General features: G+C 56.7%; 22 protein-coding genes and 1 riboswitch. Of the genes, 15 read left to right on the forward strand and 7 right to left on the reverse strand.

All coding sequences use genetic code 11. The features are described from left to right. Positions 1-26: 26 nt before the first annotated feature. Entirely contained in the window at positions 27-317 is a 291-nt protein-coding gene (locus ACFQW4_RS04065; RefSeq protein WP_377723931.1) for a hypothetical protein, read from the reverse strand. Between the two features lie 362 nt (positions 318-679). On the opposite strand from ACFQW4_RS04065, the gene ACFQW4_RS04070 reads away from it, so the two are divergent. Both ACFQW4_RS04070 and ACFQW4_RS04075 read left to right on the forward strand, forming a co-directional pair. Then, positions 680-892 (forward strand): hypothetical protein, encoded by a 213-nt coding sequence (locus ACFQW4_RS04070; protein WP_101761059.1) that lies wholly within the window; start codon positions 680-682, stop codon positions 890-892. A gap of 135 nt (positions 893-1,027) precedes the next feature. Then, entirely contained in the window at positions 1,028-1,420 is a 393-nt protein-coding gene (locus ACFQW4_RS04075) for a tautomerase family protein (protein ID WP_377723934.1), read from the forward strand. A gap of 101 nt (positions 1,421-1,521) precedes the next feature. Here ACFQW4_RS04075 and ACFQW4_RS04080 read toward each other — a convergent pair whose 3' ends face one another. The 3 genes from ACFQW4_RS04080 to ACFQW4_RS04090 are packed head-to-tail and all read right to left on the reverse strand — an operon-like array spanning position 1,522 to position 5,908. Further along, complete coding sequence (locus ACFQW4_RS04080; RefSeq protein ID WP_377723937.1) at positions 1,522-3,324, reverse strand: dipeptide ABC transporter ATP-binding protein; 1,803 nt, start codon at positions 3,322-3,324, stop codon at positions 1,522-1,524. Beyond that, the gene (locus ACFQW4_RS04085; protein ID WP_377723939.1) at positions 3,321-4,763 is read right to left on the reverse strand and encodes a M81 family metallopeptidase; all 1,443 of its coding nucleotides are present in this window, start codon (positions 4,761-4,763) and stop codon (positions 3,321-3,323) included. The genes ACFQW4_RS04080 and ACFQW4_RS04085 overlap by 4 nt, the downstream gene beginning before the upstream one ends. 11 nt (positions 4,764-4,774) lie before the next feature. Next, entirely contained in the window at positions 4,775-5,908 is a 1,134-nt protein-coding gene (locus ACFQW4_RS04090; protein WP_377723941.1) for an ROK family protein, read from the reverse strand. Between the two features lie 315 nt (positions 5,909-6,223). On the opposite strand from ACFQW4_RS04090, the gene ACFQW4_RS04095 reads away from it, so the two are divergent. From ACFQW4_RS04095 to ACFQW4_RS04115, 5 genes are all read left to right on the forward strand, one after another. After that, complete coding sequence (locus ACFQW4_RS04095; RefSeq protein ID WP_377723943.1) at positions 6,224-7,759, forward strand: ABC transporter substrate-binding protein; 1,536 nt, start codon at positions 6,224-6,226, stop codon at positions 7,757-7,759. An 18-nt stretch (positions 7,760-7,777) separates the two neighbouring features. Then, on the forward strand, positions 7,778-8,698 hold the full coding sequence (locus ACFQW4_RS04100) for an ABC transporter permease (RefSeq protein WP_101761054.1): 921 nt from the start codon (positions 7,778-7,780) through the stop codon (positions 8,696-8,698). Beyond that, entirely contained in the window at positions 8,698-9,564 is an 867-nt protein-coding gene (locus ACFQW4_RS04105) for an ABC transporter permease (protein ID WP_377723946.1), read from the forward strand. Before ACFQW4_RS04100 ends, ACFQW4_RS04105 begins: the two co-directional genes overlap by 1 nt. After that, positions 9,561-10,505 (forward strand): ROK family protein, encoded by a 945-nt coding sequence (locus tag ACFQW4_RS04110; RefSeq protein ID WP_377723948.1) that lies wholly within the window; start codon positions 9,561-9,563, stop codon positions 10,503-10,505. The genes ACFQW4_RS04105 and ACFQW4_RS04110 overlap by 4 nt, the downstream gene beginning before the upstream one ends. A gap of 148 nt (positions 10,506-10,653) precedes the next feature. Then, positions 10,654-11,886 (forward strand): MFS transporter, encoded by a 1,233-nt coding sequence (locus ACFQW4_RS04115; RefSeq protein ID WP_101761051.1) that lies wholly within the window; start codon positions 10,654-10,656, stop codon positions 11,884-11,886. A 103-nt stretch (positions 11,887-11,989) separates the two neighbouring features. Here ACFQW4_RS04115 and ACFQW4_RS04120 read toward each other — a convergent pair whose 3' ends face one another. Continuing rightward, a complete protein-coding gene (locus ACFQW4_RS04120; RefSeq protein WP_101761050.1) occupies positions 11,990-12,865 on the reverse strand; it encodes a LysR family transcriptional regulator in 876 nt (291 codons plus the stop codon). Between the two features lie 123 nt (positions 12,866-12,988). Here ACFQW4_RS04120 and ACFQW4_RS04125 point away from each other — a divergent pair, with 123 nt between their 5' ends. After that, positions 12,989-13,714, forward strand: coding sequence for a pirin family protein (locus ACFQW4_RS04125; RefSeq protein WP_101761049.1), 726 nt, complete (start codon positions 12,989-12,991; stop codon positions 13,712-13,714). Between the two features lie 129 nt (positions 13,715-13,843). Here the strand turns inward: ACFQW4_RS04125 and ACFQW4_RS04130 are convergent, their stop codons facing one another. After that, positions 13,844-14,281: a 6,7-dimethyl-8-ribityllumazine synthase gene (locus ACFQW4_RS04130; RefSeq protein ID WP_007891239.1), complete on the reverse strand. Its 438-nt coding sequence runs from the start codon at positions 14,279-14,281 to the stop codon at positions 13,844-13,846. Between the two features lie 175 nt (positions 14,282-14,456). Further along, a riboswitch (TPP riboswitch) is annotated at positions 14,457-14,576 on the forward strand. 129 nt (positions 14,577-14,705) lie between these two features. Here ACFQW4_RS04130 and ACFQW4_RS04135 point away from each other — a divergent pair. The 7 genes from ACFQW4_RS04135 to ACFQW4_RS04165 are packed head-to-tail and all read left to right on the forward strand — an operon-like array spanning position 14,706 to position 19,940. After that, on the forward strand, positions 14,706-15,650 hold the full coding sequence (locus ACFQW4_RS04135; RefSeq protein ID WP_377723952.1) for an FAD-dependent oxidoreductase: 945 nt from the start codon (positions 14,706-14,708) through the stop codon (positions 15,648-15,650). Beyond that, positions 15,634-15,831, forward strand: a complete 198-nt coding sequence (gene thiS / locus ACFQW4_RS04140; RefSeq protein WP_110866723.1) for a sulfur carrier protein ThiS — start codon at positions 15,634-15,636, stop codon at positions 15,829-15,831. The genes ACFQW4_RS04135 and thiS overlap by 17 nt, the downstream gene beginning before the upstream one ends. 3 nt (positions 15,832-15,834) lie before the next feature. Further along, positions 15,835-16,593 carry a thiazole synthase gene (locus ACFQW4_RS04145; protein ID WP_377723954.1) on the forward strand — a complete coding sequence of 253 codons (759 nt, stop codon included), beginning with the start codon at positions 15,835-15,837 and terminating at the stop codon, positions 16,591-16,593. An 11-nt stretch (positions 16,594-16,604) separates the two neighbouring features. Next, a complete protein-coding gene (locus tag ACFQW4_RS04150; protein WP_377723956.1) occupies positions 16,605-17,570 on the forward strand; it encodes a HesA/MoeB/ThiF family protein in 966 nt (321 codons plus the stop codon). Then, entirely contained in the window at positions 17,567-18,283 is a 717-nt protein-coding gene (locus ACFQW4_RS04155; RefSeq protein WP_377723958.1) for an ABC transporter ATP-binding protein, read from the forward strand. The genes ACFQW4_RS04150 and ACFQW4_RS04155 overlap by 4 nt, the downstream gene beginning before the upstream one ends. Next, entirely contained in the window at positions 18,267-19,001 is a 735-nt protein-coding gene (locus ACFQW4_RS04160; RefSeq protein ID WP_377723960.1) for an ABC transporter permease, read from the forward strand. Before ACFQW4_RS04155 ends, ACFQW4_RS04160 begins: the two co-directional genes overlap by 17 nt. Before the next feature lie 9 nt (positions 19,002-19,010). Continuing rightward, positions 19,011-19,940 (forward strand): ABC transporter substrate-binding protein, encoded by a 930-nt coding sequence (locus ACFQW4_RS04165; protein ID WP_377723962.1) that lies wholly within the window; start codon positions 19,011-19,013, stop codon positions 19,938-19,940. A 164-nt stretch (positions 19,941-20,104) separates the two neighbouring features. On the opposite strand, the gene ACFQW4_RS04170 is transcribed toward ACFQW4_RS04165, so the two are convergent. Further along, positions 20,105-20,178: hypothetical protein (locus tag ACFQW4_RS04170; RefSeq protein WP_225614602.1), on the reverse strand; the 74-nt coding region annotated here is incomplete at its 5' end.

Consider the following 20,178-nt stretch of genomic DNA (forward strand, 5'->3'; position numbering starts at 1 on the left):
TGGGCAGAGGGCGTTTATCTTCGCTATTAAGCGACGTTTACGCCGCGTAAACCTGACCAGCACCTTGCGGCGGATTGAGTAATCATCACCGAAGGATCCTCACTGAACTCGCTCACCAAAGTCACCACCCGGTCGGTTAAACTCCTTATATTCTCGCTGCCTACATAAACGTATTCATTGGTGGGTAACACATAAGTGTAGCCTTTCTCGCACACCAAGCTACGCGCGAAACCATTCTCAAGCATCGCATAGAGCAATTCAATTTGCGCGCCAGCGGTGGGTTCTTTCAATTCGATACGGATAGTATAACTGAGCATGATATTATCTCCGGTGGCTTAATTTAAGTTTACTTAAGTTTAATTGACCAGAAATGAATTTCATTTTTTTAAGATAAATCTTAGCGCGAATTTATAAGTGATGACCGCCGTTAACAGTAAATACTGGCCCTATTAAGCGCAGCGACAAAAAGGGTTAAATAATAGTTATTGAATTACTCTTTTATTACGTTCGGCTTAAATAAGTTTATTTTTAATTAAAGACAGCCGACTCCACGAAGACTATAATTATTTTATGGCCCATTTTGGGCTGATTACTAAAAAGTGTACAAATAGTATCCGCAACGGGCGATTTTAAAGATTTTTATTAATTAGTATTTATCTCTGCCCATGAGGAGTAGCGGATGAACTTAAGCATCACGGATTTTTATGTCTTTAGTCAGGCAGATACAGAAGGGTGCTGCAATCTACACCGCGATAGTTGCCGCCTGGCTCCTGCCTATGATAATCGTGTGTTCATGGGATCATTTTATTCTCCTGACCATGCCTGGCAATATTTCCACACGCATTATCCCAACAGCCGAGCGGTATTTTGCTTGTTATGCATGAAAGAATAATGTGTGAAAAACCTTCTGCCTGAAAAATAGCGGCAGAAGGTTGTATTTAACTTTAACGAGCAGGACAGAAACTGGCCAGCAATGGATGTTTTACCCGCTAGCACAATGCATCTAAGCCGTTCAAACCTCACTGTGATGAATATAGCCTGCCACCGCACGCCGCGTAAGCTGCGCCAGCATCTGCTGCGCACCATCTGCTGCATTGTGCTGACACAGTGCGATGCCCATATTTCCCGCCGCGGGCAGCAACGCATTCAGGTGATTGAATCGCTGGCGGCGCCGCGCCTTATCTACGATCGCCATTATCTCAGCGGTGGTCGTAGCGATCGCTATGTTTTGCTGAACATCGTGGCAGGCAAACCGCGCAGCGCGGAACAGAAGCGGGCAACCTATCGGGTGTTGAGTGAACGGCTGCAACAGCGGCTCAATCTCGATCCCAATGATTTAATGATCATCATCCAGCAAACCCAGCCCGAAGACTGGAGTTTTAGCGGCGGGAAGATGTTGGATTTGGGGATGATAGTTTAGAGCCGCACAAATCGTAGCGGCGCGGTATATCGCGCATTGGTGCATAAACTTCATGCGTAATAAATCGCGCCGCTACAGCGTGTACGCTTTGTAAAAAGCAGTCATTCCATTACCCAATGCCCCTCACTCACCTCACGATAACGTCGCGCTTCGGGCACAAATCCCAATGCACGCACCGGGCTTTTCAGCTCGCTGATGTCAATCTGGCGCTTCACATGACGGCGCGCCGGATCGGGCACCGGCACCGACGACAGCAATTTACGCGTGTAATCATGCTGCGGATTTTCAAATATTGCCGCGCGCGGGCCGATCTCGACGATTTCACCCAGCAGCATCACCGCCACGCGATGACTGATGCGCTCAACCACCGCCATATCGTGGGAAATAAACAGATACGACAAGCCGAGGCTCTGTTGCAGGTCGAGCAGCAAATTGATGATTTGCGCTTTCACCGTGACATCCAGCGCCGACACCGATTCATCGGCGATGATCATTTTCGGATCGAGCATCAGCGCGCGAGCAATGCAGATACGCTGGCGCTGGCCGCCGGAAAATTCGTGCGGATAGCGTTTCATCATGTCAGCGGATAACCCGACGCGCTCCATCAGCGAGGCGGCTTTCGTGCGCGCCTCGGTTTTGCTGCCTAAACGATGTTGCAGAAAAGGCTCGGTAAGCGCTTCCAGCACCGACATGCGCGGATTGAGGCTGGCAAATGGATCCTGAAAAATCATCTGCATGGCGCGGCGCAAAGTGCGCAGCTCATGAACAGAAAGATTCAGCACGTCGTAACCATCAAAGGCCACTTCGCCCGCGTCAGGTGTGACAAGGCGCGTCAGCGAACGTCCGGTGGTGGATTTTCCACAGCCCGATTCACCGACCAGCGACAAGGTTTCGCCCGGCATCAGATCAAACGAGATGTTTTCCACCGCATGTACCGCGCCGGTTTTGCGGCTGAATACGCCTTCGTGGATGCTGAAGCGGGTGCTGAGATTTTTAACCGACAGCAGCGGCTGCTGCGATGTCGATACAGGGTTGGTCTCAGATGCGTCGCGCTGGTCAAAGGAAAACTTACGCGGTCCAGTAATGCCGCGCATCGCACCAAGCTGCGGCACGGTCGCAATCAGCGTGCGGGTGTAATCCGCAGCGGGCGCGGAAAAAATCGCGGCGGTGGTGCCGGTTTCCATCACATCGCCTTGATACATCACCAGCGTGCGATCCGACACCTCTGCCACCACGCCCATATCGTGGGTGATAAACAGCACCGCCGTGCCTTCCTCTTCCTGCAACGTCTTGATCAGGTCAAGAATCTGCCCCTGAATGGTGACGTCCAGCGCAGTGGTCGGTTCATCGGCAATCAGCAGTTTTGGCCGCAGCGCCAGCGCCATCGCAATCATCACGCGCTGGCGCATGCCGCCGGAAAAGTGGTGCGGATAATCATTGAAGCGTTTCGCCGCGTTGGGAATACGCACTTTCTCCAGCAGCCGAATGGTCTCTTCACGCGCGACGCGTTTACTGATTTTGCGGTGATTGATCAGCGCTTCAGCAATTTGATTGCCGATGGTGAACGACGGATTCAGGCTGGTCATCGGCTCCTGAAAAATCATCGCCACCGCATTGCCGCGAATGTCACGCATGGCGGATTCGCTCAGCGTCAGCAGATCGACGCCGTTCAGCAGCACTTTGCCGCTGACGCGCGCGTGGCGCATGTTGAGTAAGCGCATGATCGCCATCGAGGTGACGCTTTTCCCCGAACCGGATTCACCGACAATCGCCAGCGTTTCACCGGCATTAACGGTGAGCGACAGGTTCTTGACCACCTCGCGCCAGTGATCCTCAACGCGAAAGGCGACGGTCAGATTTTCGATACGCAGCACCGGTTCGACTGCTGAAGCGGGCGCGTTCATTTCGCTGCCATAAAGCGTGCCGATAAGTGGCTAACCGGCAGATAAGTGAAATCGGTATCGAACGGATAGGCGGGCTGCAATTTGCGCTTGCGAGTTAAGCGTTCCACATATTGATCAACCACGCCTTCCGACAGCGCCATAAGGTTGGGATTGGCCAGGGGTGCCAGCTCCGGCGACAGATAACCGGACTTCACTACCACGATTTTGGCCGCTGCGGGATCGAGGCCGAGCAGGGCGAAATCCGCCAGGTTGTGATAAGGACGGCGACGGTCGGCGACCACCAGCGTAATGCCGCCGGTTTGCAGCAGCGCCTGTTTCGCCAGCGAACGCGCATCATCGCTGAGATGTTTCACCACAAATTCGGCCTGCACTTTGCCGCCGGCCGGATCGAGTGAAGCGCCAACATTCAGCGTTAAGCTTGCGCCAACGCCAGCAGCAAAGGCCGCGTCAGTGGCCGGTTTATCGGTGATACCAGCCACGATCACCTGCTGCGCACCTTGGCGAATCAGTTCCGCCAACACATCCGCGCGATCGCCGACGCCGCCGCCGGTGGGATTATCCCCAGAATCAGCCAGAATCACCGGCGCGGTTTCGCTGGCGATGGCCATGCTGACGCACTCTTCAATGCTGCCGGTGACGCAGCCAAAACTAAATTCATCGCGCGCCTGCCAGTAAGCCAGCGCCAGTTTAGCCGCCTGTTCCGCCAGCACATCGGCATCGGTGCCGGTCATGATCGCGGCGGCGGTAGCGCGCGGTTCATCGGCCCAGACGTAACCGACCATCAGCGACGCATCCCAGATGTGCTCCAGCTGGTTTATCGCGGGCAAACGCGCATACAAACTTTTCGCCGGTTCATCTTCGGTGCTGGTGCGTTCACCGGGTAACACCACCGGAATCGGCGCCCACACCACGCCGGGTTTGACGCCGGTTTGCAGGCTTTTCACCAGCATCGATACCGAGCGGCGCATAGTCTCTTCCACATCAATGTGTGGCGCAGTGCGATAGGTCGAGAACATATCAATGGCATCGATGATGCGTTGCGTAACGTTGCCGTGCAGGTCGTAGCTAACAGTGATCGGGCACTCCGCGCCGACCAGTTCGCGCGTGGCGCTGATCCAGTCGCCTTCGGCATCTTCCATACCTTCAACATAAACCGCACCGTGCATCGCGAGATAAACGCCATCTACCGGCAAATGTGCCGCGAGGCGCGTCAGGAAATCCTGCTTAAAATCGTCGTAGGTGACGCGCGCCACCGGACCACCGGCGATGGCGCGCGCGTGAAAGGTCGGCAGAAACTCGGCATCATAATCCTGCAAAAAGGCGAAATAAGGATTGGTGGTCAGTTCATCCCCGCACACGATGCGGAAGTCGTCGGCATAATTCAGCACCGGATTATAAGTACTGCACTCAGTATGAATTCCACCAAAAGCAATGCGCATAGCAGCCTCCGCTAGTCGGGTAAATGAATGATAAAACGATACGCCGCCACACTGGCTGCGGCTCTGGCCCAGCTCTCTTCGTTGATCACCATGCTGGCGATCGGTGTTTTGCCGATAATCGACGGCAGCACATGGCTGTCGATGGCCTGCATCACCACGGTTTTTAGCAATCCATCGAACGCATTGGGCTGATGCGCAATCACAATCAACTCGGGATCGTTCATCTGGATAATATTGGCGATGGATAAGCCCAGCGCATGACCGGCCTGATGCAAAATGGCAATCGCCGCGCTGTTACCTTTCACCGCCAGCGCTTCCAGTTCGGTAATCGATTCACACTCCAGCGCTTTATCACGCACGCTTTCGCGGATGGCGGTTAACGAGGCCAGCGTATCGAGGCAGCCGCGTTTGCCGCAGCGGCAGGGACGTCTGCCGGGCTCGATGGTGCAGTGGGCGATTTCACCGGCAGCGCCGTGCGCCCCCCGATGCAATTGGCCCTGAAAGAAGTGCGCCGACCCAATGCCGTCACCGTGCGAGATCAGGGTGAAGTTGCGCGTCTTTTTTGCCACGCCGAAAATCTTCTCGCTCACCGCCAGCGCTTTGGCATCGTTCTCTAACGACACTTCCAGCCCGGTTTGCTGTTTCAGCAGTTCCGCCAGCGGCACGTTCTTCCAGCCCAGCAGCGCCGACTGCACGCAAATCGCCTGATGTTCATCGACAAAGCCGGAAAGCGTCACGCCCAGGCCAATCAGCTGATCCTGCGTAATTGATTTCTGCGCAATCAGGTCCGGGATCGCCGCTGCAATGGTTTTGGCCAGCTGCGGCGGATCGAGATTCAACGGCATCTGGGTGGCGGCCAGCGTGCGGCCGTGCATATCAATCAGCACCAATACCACGCGTTCGTCCAGCAGCGAGGCACCGAGAAAATAGGCGCTGTCGGCACGCATTTTTAATAACACCGATGGGCGACCCTGGCCGCTGGATTCCGGAATACTCTCTTCCAGCAATCCGGCCTGCAGCATCTCTTTCACCAGCGTGCTAATTGCGGCTTTGCTTAATTTCATTTTTTCCGCAAGCACGGTGCGGCTCATGCCATGCGACGCAATAAGTAAGCGCAGAATTTGTTGCTGGTGGGCATTGAGCATTGAAGTTCTCACAGCGTTAGCACTATGCGCTGACAATAATAAGGACAGAAAACAAATACAACGCTATTTAGTTAAATTTCTGAATGTAGATCTGATTATAAGTAAATTATATGAACCAACCTATTGGCTTTTGTTTAGTGAGTGTGGCTTATATAGCGGCAAGCTTGTCAAATACGATGGATGACATTATCGATTCGCGTACATTCCGTAGCGGCGCAATTCATTGCGCAATAAATTGCGCCGCTACCGAATGTGCGTGGTGAAAATGACGAGCGTTCATTCACCGATCATTTCAATGATTCATTGAGGGCCTTCATGGAAAGCAAAAATAAGCATTTCAAGGTACTGACGCTGGCTGGCTGTTTACTGGCGTCGATGGCGAGCGCCTCCGTTTTTGCCAGCCAGCTGGTGATCATGCAGAACGAACCACCGCGCAGCATGGATCCTGGCAACCAAACCGCGACCTTTACCGGCACGGTGCTGGACCCAATGTACGAAGGCCTGACCCGTCTCGGTGATGACGGCAAAATCATTCCGGCATTGGCATTATCCTGGACATCCGATGACAGCGGACTTAACTGGACCTTTACCCTGCGACCCAATGTGAAATTCCACGACGGCACGCCCTTTAATGCCGATGCGGTAGTGGAAAACTTCCAGCGTCATTTAAATACGCAGCGCGGTTTAGCGGGTAGTGGGAAAATTCGCACCTTTATTCAGGACGTGAAGAAAAAAGACGAACTTACCGTCACGTTTCAGCTGAAAAAAATTAATCCGGCTTTTTTAACTGTTTTAGCCTCCGGCCCAGGATTAATGGTGAGCCCAAAAGCGGACAAGGCGGGCAGTATTAACAATAAAGCCGACGGCACCGGGCCTTATAAACTGGTGCAGTACAAATCCGGTGAATATGTACTTGAACAAAAGAATCCCGACTATTGGGGAAAATCTTCCGGGCCCGATGAAATTAAATGGACGTGGAGCAGCGAGCCTTCGGTGATGAATATGGCGCTGCAATCGGGTCAGGTTGATATTATTAACCCGGTGCCGCCGCAGTTTGCCGGCATGTTGAAAAACAACGCCAACGTAAATCTTAAACAGTCGCCGGGCGCGGCGGTGTTCTGGGTCGATCTCAATACCCAAAGCAAAGCGCTGAGCGATGTGCGCGTGCGTCAGGCGCTGAATTTCGCCACCGACCAGCAGGCGCTGGTGAAAGCCATCATGTTTGGTTATGCGCAACCGGCAAACTCCGCGTTGGCACCGGTCGATCCCAACTACGACAAAAGCTTGCATGACTATCCGTACGATCTGCAAAAAGCCAAAGATTTGCTGAAAGCGGCGGGCTACGCCGACGGTTTCCCGATGTCGATTGCGGTGCAGGCGCCGGATGCGCGTACCGCACAAGTGCTGCAGGGCATGTGGGGCAAAATCGGCGTGAAACTTAACGTGCGCCAGATGGAGAGCGGCGTGTGGACCAAAGCGGCATTTGCTGATGGCAAAGAGAAAGCCGCGCAGGGCACCGATGCAGTGCTGGCGTCCTGGTCTTCCGGTTTATATGGCTCGGATCTGCAGCTGCGTCCGCTGTATCACACCAGCAGCTTTGCGCCGGGCGGGGCCAATCTGGGCTTCTTCAGCGACAAGCAAACCGATGATCTGATCGATACCGGCGCATCCACACTCGACGATGCCAAACGCAAAGATCTCTATTTCCAGGCGCAAAAACAGATCAGCGGATTAGCGCCGCAGGTGTTGCTGTTCTATCAGGACGATCTCTATGCCGCACGTAAAAATATCAGCGGCGTGGTTATGCAGCCGGGCGGACAAATCGTCGTGCGCGACGCAGTGAAGCAATAACCTCATGGCTGATGTGATATGAAAGCGTACGTCGCAAAAAAGGTGCTTTCGCTGCCGTTAATTATTTTCGGCGTGTCGATTATCGTGTTTATCGCCATCCGCGCGCTGCCGGGCGATCCGGCGCGGCTAATGGCGGGACCGGAAGCGCCGCAGGAAGCGGTGGACAGTATGCGCGTGCGGCTGGGGCTCGATCAGCCGCTGCCGCTGCAATATGTCAGGTTCGCGGCGGAAGCGCTGCACGGCAACCTTGGCTTGTCGTTGCAGTCGCAGCGTCCGGTGATGACGGAGATCAGCGAGCGTTTGCCGTACACCTTATCGCTGGCGGCGCTGGCGTATCTGCTGGCGATTGCGATAGGTGTTCCGGCGGGCATGACCGGCGCCATTTATCGCCAGCGTATTCCGGATCAAATCGTGATGGTGCTGACCATTGCCGGTGCGTCGATTGCCAACTTTTGGCTGGCGCTACTGGCGATGAATTACTTCGCGGTCGAGTTGGGCTGGTTACCGCTGCTGGGCGCCGATTCGTGGAAAAACTACATCATGCCCACGGTTACGCTGGCAATCCTGCCGATGGCGATGATCGCCCGCATGACGCGTTCCAGCATGCTGGATGTGCTGAGTCAGGATTACATCCGTACCGCCAAAGCCAAGGGATTATCCTCCGCCAGCATTAACTGGAAGCATGCGCTGCGAAATGCACTGATCCCGATTGTCACCATTGTGGCGCTCAACTTCGGCAGCTTGATTGGCGGCGCGGTGGTCACTGAATCGGTGTTCAATTGGCCGGGCATTGGCCGCTTGCTGGTGGACTCGGTGCGCTACCGCGATTATCCGGTGATTCAGGGCGTGACGCTGGTGGCCGTGACTGGCGTGGTGCTGATGAATCTGGTGGGCGAAATCCTGATTGGCTTGCTCAATCCAAAAATAAGGTTCGACTGATGAACAGCATTGATACTTCCGTGCTGCCGCCGCGTTCGCGCAGCCGACACCTGATCAGCACTTTACTGGCAAATCCGTCCATTGCCATCGGCGGTGCGTTAGTGCTGCTGGTGGTGCTCGCTGCTGCGCTGGCTCCGCTGATTACCCATTGGGATCCAGTGGATCAGGATCTGCTCAACACCTTGCAAGCGCCATCGGCCGCGCACTGGTTTGGCACCGACGATTATGGCCGCGATATTTTTTCGCGCGTGATTTACGGCGCGCGTATCACGCTGTTTGAAGTGAGCCTCAGCGTCGCGATCTCCATGGTGATCGGTATTCCGCTCGGCATCATTTCCGGCTTAGCGGGATGCAAGATGGATGCGCTGATCATGTGGGTAATGGATATCATCTTCGCCTTTCCCGGCATCGTGCTGGCGATTTTGATCGTTAGCGTGCTCGGCGAAGGACTGACCAATATGCTGATCGCCATTTCGCTGTTTTCGATTCCGGTGTATGCGCGTCTGAGCCGCAACCTGACGCTGGGCCTGAAGAACATGGAGTACATCGAAGCGGCGCATATGCTCGGGGTGCGCTATCCGCGCATCATTACGCACTACATTCTGCGCAACTCAATTGGACCGCTGATTGTGCAATCCACGCTGACGGCGGGCGCGGTGGTGCTGTCCGCCGCCAGTTTGTCCTTCCTCGGTTTAGGCGTGCAGCCGCCGATGCCGGAGTGGGGCACCATGATGAGCGATGGGCGCAACTTCCTTGGCCTGAATATTTATGTGTCACTCTTCCCCGGATTGGCGATTTTGATTACCGTGCTGGGCTTCAATGTGTTGGGCGACGGTTTGCGTGATGTGATGGATAAACGTTTATGAGAAGACAATCTGCGGTGATTTGCCTCGATCTGGGCGGCTCTTTTATCAAGCTAGGCGTGATGAATGCGCAGGATCAATTAATCCTGCTCGATCAGCATAAAATTCCGGCTACCAGCTGGGACGATTTCACCGCGCTGGTACGTCGCATGATAGCCCAGCATCACCTGCAGTTTACCGCCAGCAGTGCGGTAGCGATCTCCACCGCGGGCATTGTGGCACCCGAAACTGGCGAGATATTTGCCAGCAATATCCCCGCGTTTCACCAGCACAGTTTGGCGAACGAGCTGGGCGCGCTGCTGCAACGCCAGGTGATTGTGCATAACGATGCCGACTGCTTCACGCTGGCGGAAGCGCTGGCGGGCGCGGGAAAAGGTCACAAAGTGGTGTTTGGCGCGATTCTGGGGTCGGGCGTTGGCGGCGGATTGGTGGCAGATGGCCGCATCATTACCGGGCAAAACGGATTGACCGGCGAATGGGGACATGGGCCGATCACGTTAACCGAAGTGGAGATTGATGGCGTCACGCGGCGACTGCCGCGTAAGGCGTGTCCATGCGGGCAAAAGGGCTGTCTCGACAGCTACGGCGGTGCGCGCGGGCTGGAAAATATGCATCAGACGTTACATGACCGCACGGCGAGCAGCGTTGAGATTATCGAATGCTGGCAGCAGCAGGATGCGCTGGCGCAGCAAACCGTTCAGGCATGGCTGCAAATTGTCGGTCAGCCGCTAGCATACACCATCAATATCACCGGCGCGTCGCGCGTGGCGGTGGGCGGCGGATTGGCATCGGTGGCTCCGCTGATCGCGGCGTTAGATGAGGTGGTGCAGGGTTACGTATTACGCCGCACCGCACATCGTCTGGTGGTGCCAGGTGAGTTCGCGCATCACGGCGGCATGATGGGCGCAGCGCTGTTGGCGCTGCAGAATACGCATACTCCTTAGCGGCGCGATTTATCGCGCAATGAATTGCGCCGCTACGGAAGCGGGATTTTGCGCTATCATAAGCCGCTCACTCTGCTCAGTCCTGACGATGATTGTTTCAGGCAATCACGATCCTGACTGAGTTCTTCACTTGCGGTTCGGAAAACTCATGTCATCAGTACAACCCCAACTTACTCAGCTGCCGGATGAGGCATCGCTGCCGCGTCAGAGCGTGCTAAAAGCTTTGTTCGCGCTCGGCACCGGCGGCTTTGCCATTGGTACCGGCGAATTCGTCATTATGGGACTGCTGCCTGATGCAGCCAAAGGTCTCAACGTATCGATCCCCTCGGCCGGGCATCTCATCAGCATCTATGCGCTGGGCGTGGTGATTGGTGCGCCGCTGCTGGCGGTGCTGGGCGCGCGCGCTTCACGTCGTAATTTCCTGATGACGCTAATGGGCCTGTTTGCCGCCGGCAACCTGCTGAGCGCCATAGCGCCGGGATACTACTCGATGCTGCTGGCGCGTTTCCTCGCCGGTTTCCCACATGGCACCTTCTTCGGCGTGGCGGCGCTGGTCGCAGCCGGTTTGGTTGAACGGCGCAAACGCGCGCAAGCGGTCTCGATGGTGCTGTTCGGCCTGACCATCGCCAACTTACTCGGCGTGCCCGCCGTCACCGCTATCGGCCAATGGTTTGGCTGGCGCGATGCCTTTGCCATTGTCGGCGGTCTGGCGCTGGTGACCTTGCTGCTGATCTGGCTGTGGGTGCCAAACGTAGCGGGCGACAAAAATGCCAGCCCGCTGCGCGAATTGTCGGCGCTGACGCGCAAACAGGTACTGCTGACGCTGGCGATTGGCGCGGTGGGCAGCGGCGGTTTGTTTTCGGTGTTTAGCTACGTGAAGCCGACCATGACCGAACTGGCGCAGATGCCGGTGAGCTGGATCCCGGCGGTGCTGGCGTTATTTGGTTTAGGCATGATCATCGGTAACATCGCTGGCGGTCGTCTGGCCGATCGCGGCATTGAAAAGACCATCCGCATTTTGCTGATCTGGTCATTTTTGGTGCTCAGCGCCTTCGTATTTGCCGCGCATTATGCGCTGGCAGGTGCCATCAACGTCATGCTGGTGGGCACCATGGTGGCGCTGGCGGCGGTGTTGCAGATCCGTTTGATGGATGTTGCCGGTGATGCACAAACCATGGCGGCGGCAATGAACCATTCGGCGTTTAACCTCGCTAACGCGCTCGGTGCATGGCTGGGCGGCGTGACCATTTCCGCTGGTCTGGGATGGCAATCCACCGGTTGGGTGGGCGCGATTCTGGCGGTGTTGGGTCTGCTGATCCACGCGGTGGCGATGCGCGATGCGCGCCGTAAATCGATTACCTTCGCGCACGAAAGTCATTAACACCCTACCTACCGTAGCGGCGCGATATATTACGTATTGCCGGGCTGGGCACATTGCCGCCCTTAATATGCGCAATAGATCGCGCCGCAAGGGTAATTAATTATTACGCCAACTTCTGCTGCAAAAATGTCATAAACACCCGATTGATCTCACTGCGCTGACGGTGCTGCGGATAGAGCGCATTGAGATGGAGCGAGGTCGGCTGCCACTCTTCCAGCACCTTCACCAGCTCACCGCTCGCCAGCGCTGGTGCCACAATAAACTCTGGCAGCATAATCAGACCCAATCCGGCCACTGCTGCGTCGCGCAGCATTTCCCCGTTATTACTCACCATCGGCCCATGCACACTAATCACTTTGCGCTGGTCGCCGTTAAACAGTTCCCAGCCGGTCTGGCTTTCGCGCCCGTAGCGCAGACACAAATGTTCGCTCAGCTCCTCCGGCGTTCGCGGTGCGCCTGCGCCCTGCAGGTAGGAAGGGCTGCCGCAGATCACGCGGCGAAACTCGCCCAGTCGCCTGGCGATCAAACTCGAATCTGGCAGCGTACCGATGCGAATCGCCATATCAAATCCTTCACCCACCATATCGACATGCCGATCCGCCAGTTCAACCTGAAACTGCAAACCCGAATGCTGGCTGAGAAACTCGGCAATAAACGGCGACAAATGGCTGATACCAAACGACATCGGCACGCTCAGGCGGAAGCTGCCCTGCAGCACCTGACGACGCCCCGATACCGCCAGCTCGGCTTCCTGCACATCATCAAGAATGCGCTGCGCGTGCTGCGCAAACAGCTGGCCGTTATCGGTTACCGACAACTTCCGCGTGTTGCGATTCAGCAGCCGCGCGCCAAGCGATTCCTCCAGCGCGGCGATGCGGCGGCTGACATACTGCTTCGACAGCATCAGCTGTTCGGCGGCAGCGGTGAAGTTGCCGGCTTTGATGACGGCTACATAAATACGGAGATCTTCAATCTGCATATTGTCCACTTATCGGTGACAGTCATTGTCATTTTGACGCATTGTTAGGCAAATCAGTTTACGTATACTTGTTTGCAACGGGAAGGGCAATCGCCCCCCAACAGCAAATTTGAGGAGCAGACCATGATTGAACAACGCCTGTCAGAACAACGCGGAGTGGGTGACCACGGTTGGTTGAACTCGCATCATACGTTCTCTTTTGCCAGTTACTGGGATCCAAAACAAACCGGCTTCTCAGATTTGCTGGTGATCAATGATGACCGCGTTGCACCGGGTCGCGGTTTTGGTGCGCATCCGCACAACAACATGGAGATCATCTCCTACGTGCTGGAAGGCGCGCTGGAGCATAAAGATTCCATGGGCACTGGTTCGGTGATTGTGCCGGGTGATGTGCAGCTAATGAGCGCCGGCAGCGGCGTCACGCACAGCGAGTTTAACCACTCGAAAACGGACAACGTGCACTTCCTGCAGATCTGGATTGTGCCTGGCGAACGTAATTCGCCTCCCGGTTATCAGCAGATTTCAGTGGCGGAACGTGACAAACGCGGTCAGCTGCGCCTGATTATTTCGCCGGCAGGGGATAACGGTTCACTCAGCGTGCGTCAGGATATTCGCGTTTATGCCGGACTGTTCGACGGTGTCGAGCAGCAAACCTTCGCGTTGGATGCCGATCGTTACGCCTATATTCACGTGGCTCGCGGCAGCATCGAAGTGAACGGCGTGAAGTTCAAAGAGGGCGACGGTGCACGCGTTCGCAACGAAAGCGCGCTGCAGTTCGCTAACGGTGATGATGCGGAAGTGCTGGTGTTTGATCTGCGTCCGCTGGAAGTGAATCATCCACAGCGTTAATGACGAATAGCTGATACTTTATTCGTAAGACTATTTTACGAGATGATTAGCACTATTCTGAAAATGAGCCGTTGAAGGTCATCATAAATAAAAAGGGAGCGCCTGAAGAGGTGCTCCCTTTTTAATGCATCAATCAATCGACAAATTATGGATCGCTAACACCGCGCGTGCCGCTTCTTTGCCTTTCTTAATGAAATGCTCGGTATAGAAGTTTTCAATCACATCAACCGGCTGGAAATTATGTGGCGTTAATGAAACGGAGAACACCGGTACGTTGGTGGTCAGCTGCACATTCATCAAGCCATCAACCACCGCAGCGGCAACGAAATCATGGCGATAGATACCGCCGTCAACCACCAGCGCAGCGCAGACAATCGCATCGTATTTGCCGGTTTCGGCCAGACGCTTAGCCAGCAGCGGCATTTCAAATGCGCCAGGCACTTCCAGCACTTTTAATTGTGCTTCTACGGATTGATCGGCTAATTCTTTTTCAAAACCCACCAGGGCATTATGGACAATTTCTTTGTGCCAGCCGGCTTTAATAAATGCAATTTTAATATTGTTCATGGTTATTCCGACATCACCTGTAATGTTTTCTTGCGCATAAAATAATGTGTTTGTATACCATATGTTACGTTTGTGATCCACAAAACCTAAGTAGCGATAAATGCCGTGATGCTAAATGCCACGTAAAGCATCCGGTTATTCCGCGCTTGACGGCGACCATCGCCTGCAATACAAATAGACGCGTCGGGGGAGTCTCGCCAAAGAGACTGAGAGGCTAATAGCGCACTGCGCGGTTTAGCGACCCTTTGAACCTGACCCAGTTGATACTGGCGTAGGAAGACTGACAGTCTTGTTTTTTGGGCTGTCTGGCGCTCAAACAATCTCGATGGACGCGCCATTTCCCTTCTCCTGTATCTGCGGGTCTCAGCTAACACTGAGAGGCCGATGTGAATTCCCCCTGTTTGAACATCCTGGATCCGGCGCTGTGAGCCGCTGGAGCGTGCTTGGCTGCGGCGTGGCGGGCCTATGCGTAGCCACTTTACTGGCGGAACGCGGTGAAGACGTTGAGGTGATGGACGATGACGCGCGCCGCCCGGCATCGTGGTTTGCTGGCGGCATGCTGGCGCCCTGGTGTGAAGCCGAAAGCGCGCCGCGCGATGTTATCACTGTTGGGCAACACGCCGCCGCGTGGTGGCAACAGCGCGTCAGCAGCGTCAAGCATCAGGGCACATTGGTGGTTGCGCCGCCGCGCGATAGCCAGGAACTCAACCGTTTCGCCCGCATGACCGAGCAGCATCAATGGGTCGACCCCGCCGACATTGAACCGGCGCTGGAAGGGCGCTTTGCGCGCGGTCTGTTTTTCGCCGGGGAAGCGCATCTCGATCCGCGTCTGGCGTTGCAGGAGATGCGTGACGCGCTGATCGCGCGCGGCGTGTCATTCAGCAATCACGCGCCGAGCGGTCAGATTATCGATTGTCGCGGCATCCACGCCGCGCCGCAACTGCCGCGCCTGCGTGCGGTGCGCGGCGAAATGCTGATTTTGCACAGCGATGAAGTGCAGTTTTCCCGCCCGATTCGTCTGCTGCATCCGCGTTTTCCCTGCTATCTGGTGCCGCGTCGCGGCGGCCACTTTATGCTCGGCGCCACCATGATTGAGAGCGACGATGCCAGCGCCATCAGCGCGCGCGCCATGATGGAGTTACTCAGCGCCGCCTACGCCATCCATCCCGCCTTAGCCGAAGCGCGCGTGATTGAGAGCGGTAGCGGGCTGCGTCCGGCCTATCCGGCGAATCTGCCGGAAATCCACTATCACAATCACACCTTTTATCTCAACGGCATGTATCGCCACGGTTTTCTACTGGCGCCAATGCTGGCAGAGCAGCTGATGCAACGCATTTCTGGGGAACTCAACAATGAATATTCAGCTTAACGGCCGCGCCATCAGCACCCAGGCAACAAGCCTGAGCGAATTGCTGATCGAGCAGCAAATTGATGTGGCCTGCGTCGCCACCGCCTACAACGGTGCGTTTGTGCCAAAAAGTCAGTACGACACGCAGCGGCTAGATGAAGGTTGCCAGCTCGAAGTGCTGTCACCGATGCAGGGAGGTTAAGCGATGTTTTACGATTTTGAACCTCAATCACGCTTCCTGCTCGGCACCGCTGGCTATCCTTCGCCCGCTATTTTGCAGCAGGCGATTGCCGCCTCCGGCACCGACATCATCACCGTCAGTTTGCGGCGCGAAGGCGCGGCGGGCGCGGCATTCCGCGAACTGCTGACCGGGCTCAACATCCGCGTGTTACCGAATACCGCCGGTTGTCACACGGTAAAAGAGGCCGTCACCACCGCGCACATGGCGCGCGAACTGTTCAACACCGCATGGATCAAACTGGAAGTGATTGGTCACGCCGACACGCTGCAACCGGATCCTTTCGCGCTGGTGGAAGCCGCGCGCATCCTCTGCGCAGAGGGTTTTCAGGTATTTCCGTACACCACCGAAGATCTGATCGTTGGCGAAAAACTGTTGGCAGCAGGTTGCGAACTGTTGATGCCGTGGGGCGCGCCGATTGGTTCCGGCCAGGGTTTGCGCAACATCGATGGCCTGCGCGCCATGCGTGCGTGGTTCAGCGACATCCCGCTGATCATTGATGCGGGCATTGGCGCGCCGTCGCAGGCGGCGCAGGCGATGGAAATGGGCTTCGATGGCATTTTGCTCAACACCGCCGTCGCCAAAGCCGGCGATCCAATCGGCATGGCCAACGCCTTCCGGCTGGCGATTGAAGCCGGACAAGCCGCGCGCGCTGCCGGACTGATGGAGAAGCGCGATATGGCAGCCGCGTCCACGCCGATCTTCGGCCTGGCAAATCTGAGTTAAGGACGGCAAAAATGCAACGTTATCAACGCCAGATGATGCTGGCGGAAATCGGCGAAGCCGGGCAGCAAAAGCTACTTAACGCGCGCGTGCTGGTGGCGGGCGCGGGCGGATTAGGCGCCACGCTCCTGCCGCAGCTGGTGGGCGCGGGCGTCGGCCATATTCGGCTGTATGACGACGATGTGGTGGCGCTGCATAACCTGCATCGGCAAACGCTGTTTACGCAGCAGGATATCGACCAGCCGAAAGTGCTGCGCGCGCAGCACGCCTTGCAGCAGCGCAATCCGCAGGTGCAAATCGAGGCGCTGCAACAGTCGCTGAGCGCCAGTAATCTGCAGCAGGCGCTGGCGGGATGCGATCTGGTGATCGATGCCGCCGATAACTTTGCCGTCACCTACCAACTTTCCGATGCTTGCATGCAAGCGGGCATGCCGCTGATCAGCGCCTCGGTGCTGGGGCGGCATGGTTACGTCGGCGGATTCTGTGGCGGCGCGCCGAGCTATCGCGCGTTGTTCCCGCGCTTGCCGTCATCGGCCGCGAACTGCAACACCGCAGGCGTGATGGGCCCGGCGGTGGCAACGCTCGGCGCGATGCAGGCGCAGATGGCGCTCAGCGTGCTGCTGCAGTTGTCGCCATCGCCGCTCGGTTGTCTGGTGAATTGCGATTTTGTGAACTGGCACTTCCGCCAGTTCCGCTTTGATGATGCTGAAGAGCCGGAATATGCGGTGCCGTTTATCGACCTGCAAATGCTGGCCGCCGATGACTGCATTGTCGAACTGCGCAGCTGTGAAGAAGCGCCGGTCAGCGTGGCGGATGGCGTTGAGCGCATCTTGCCGCAGGCGATCGCCGCGTGGCAGCCGCCCGCCCAGCAGCGCATTGTGCTGGTGTGCGCTAGCGGCATCCGTGCCGCGCAAGCCGCCAGCGCACTGGCGCAGCGCGGATTTCACCAGCTGGCGATTCTGGCGGCCAATCGTCCATGAATCAGGACATTCTGTTCAACGATGTGAGTTTTAGCTGGGGCGATAAACCACTGTGTCAGCGGTTGAATCTGCAACTGCGCGGTGGCAAAACCACGGTAATGCTGGGACGCAGCGGCATCGGCAAAAGTACGCTGCTGCGGTTGGTGGCCGGTTTACTCCAGCCGCAGCAGGGCGCGGTGCATCGCTTAAGCGGCAACGTGGCGTGGATGGGCCAGCAGGATCTGCTGTATCCGTGGCTGACGGTGCTCGACAACGTGATGCTGTCGGCGCGGCTCAGCGGCGACAAGCCGGATCGCCCACGTGCGCTAGCGCTGCTCGAGCAGGTAAAACTCAGCGACGTGGCGCATGCATCCCCGCATCAGCTCTCCGGCGGCATGCGGCAACGCGTGGCGCTGGCACGCACGCTTTATGCGCAGCGCGACGTGGTGCTGATGGATGAACCCTTCGCCACGCTGGATGTGATGACCAAACTCAGTTTGCAAACGCTGACCGCCGGATTACTGCGGGGCAAAACTGTGCTGCTGGTGACGCACGATCCGCTGGAAGCGTGCCGCATGGCCGATGACGTTCTGCTGCTGCAAGGCCAGCCGCTGGCTATCGAAAGCTGGCCGGTTGCTAGCGGTGACGCGCCGCGTCCGTTTGATCATCCCGACGTCCTGCAGGCGCAGGCGCAACTCTTCTCCCGACTGAATACCCATGAAAACAGTGTTTAGCGCGATCTACCTGATCGTGGTGCTGCTGTGCGGCTGGTTACTGGCGCGTCACAGCGGCGTGCCGAGTTTCCTGCTGCCCGCGCCACAGGCGGTGCTGGAGGCGCTGTGGCTGCATCGTCAACTGCTGTGGCATCACGCGCTCTATACGCTGGCGGAAATTGTACTGGCGCTGCTGCTGGGCGTCGGTGCGGGCGTGGCGCTGGCGGTGCTGATGGCCGCCAGTTCGCTGCTGCGTCGCGTGCTGTTTCCGCTGGTCACCGCCAGCCAGGCAATCCCGGTGTTTGCCCTCGCGCCGCTGCTGGTGCTGTGGCTCGGCTTTGGCATCGCCTCAAAAGTGGTGGTAGCGGCTTTGATCCTGTTCTTCCCGCTGTGCTTGTCACTGTTTGATGGGCTGTGCCGTACGCCGGTCGGCTGGCTGGAGCTGGCGCAAACCTCCACGTCATCGCGTTTCCGCATCTTCTGGCGCGTGCGCTGGCCCGCCGCGTTACCGCAGTTTTTCTCCGGCCTGCAGATGGCGGTGGTGTTGGCCCCGATTGGCGTGGTGATTGGCGAATGGGTCGGCGCAAGCGAAGGGCTCGGCTATCTGATGATGCAATCCAACGCGCGACTCGAAACCGCCACCAGCTTCGCGGCGCTGCTGCTGTTATTGGTTCTGGCGCTGCTGCTTTCGGGCAGCGTGGCGCTGATGCGCAAGAAAATCCTCTGGCAATCTACTTAAGGAAATACCGTGAAAACCCTACGAATGGCATTGACCGCGTTGCTGCTGCTGGCGACCGCTAACGTGCAGGCGGCGGAGAAAGTTCGCCTGCTGCTTGACTGGTTTATCAACCCCAATCACGCGGCGATTTTTGCTGCCCAGCACAGCGGCGCGTTTAAGAAAGAGGGGCTGGATGTGGAGATGATCGCGCCCGCCGATTCCGCGTCCGTGCCGCTGCTGCTGGCGGCGGGCAAAGTCGATCTCGCCGTCAGCTACCAGCCGCAGCTCTACACGCTGGTGGATAAAGAGGTGCCGGTGATCCGCGTCGGCACGTTGATTAATCAGCCGCTGAATACGCTGACCACGGTGTCAGACGATATTCACTCGCTGAAGGATTTCGCTGGCAAAACCATCGGCTACGCGGTGCCGGGCACCGAAGACGTGGCGATCCGCAATATGCTAAAAGCGCAGGGCGTTGATGCTGACTCGGTGAAGCTTATCAACCTGAATATGGATGGCACCTCCGCGTTGCTAACGCACAAGATTGATGGCGCGATTACCATCTTCCGTAACTATGAGCTGCTGGATCTGAAAGACAAAGGCGCGCAACCAACGGTGTTCAAGCCGGAAGATTACGGCGTGCCTGCTTATGATGAGTTGATCATCCTGGCAAACCAGAAAACTGCCGCGCAGGACAAACGCATCCCGGCGTTTTTACGTGGCCTGGATGCCGGCGTGGCGTGGCTACGCGCGCATCCGCAGGAAGCGTGGCAGGCGTTTATCGAAAATTATCCCGAGCTGAATACGCCGCTCAATCACGAGGCGTGGCAGGCCACGCTGCCATATTTCGCCGCGCACAGTGCGGCGTTTGATCGGACGCGCTATCAGGCGTTTGGTGAGTATATGAAAGGTAATGGCGTGATTAAGGCTGTGGCGCCGATGGCGCGTTATTCGTTATAAGTTGGTGAGGTTTGCCCCTCACCCAGCCCTCTCCCGCGCGCGGGAGAGGGGGGCCGACCGCGCCCACCTAACCATTCTCTCCACCTAATTATTCCCTCTCCCGCTTGCGGGTGTACAGTCCGGGGACATGGTAGACAGGTGTTCGGGGACATGGTGAACACTTTTTAACATCCTTTACCCATGGTGATCGACTTTTTCTTCAGGTCGATCACCCCCACTTTTGTGCTGTACCACCATA

This window comes from Pantoea sp. GCM10028869, assembly GCF_042666835.1.
Taxonomy (GTDB): Bacteria; Pseudomonadota; Gammaproteobacteria; order Enterobacterales; family Enterobacteriaceae; genus Pantoea; species Pantoea leporis.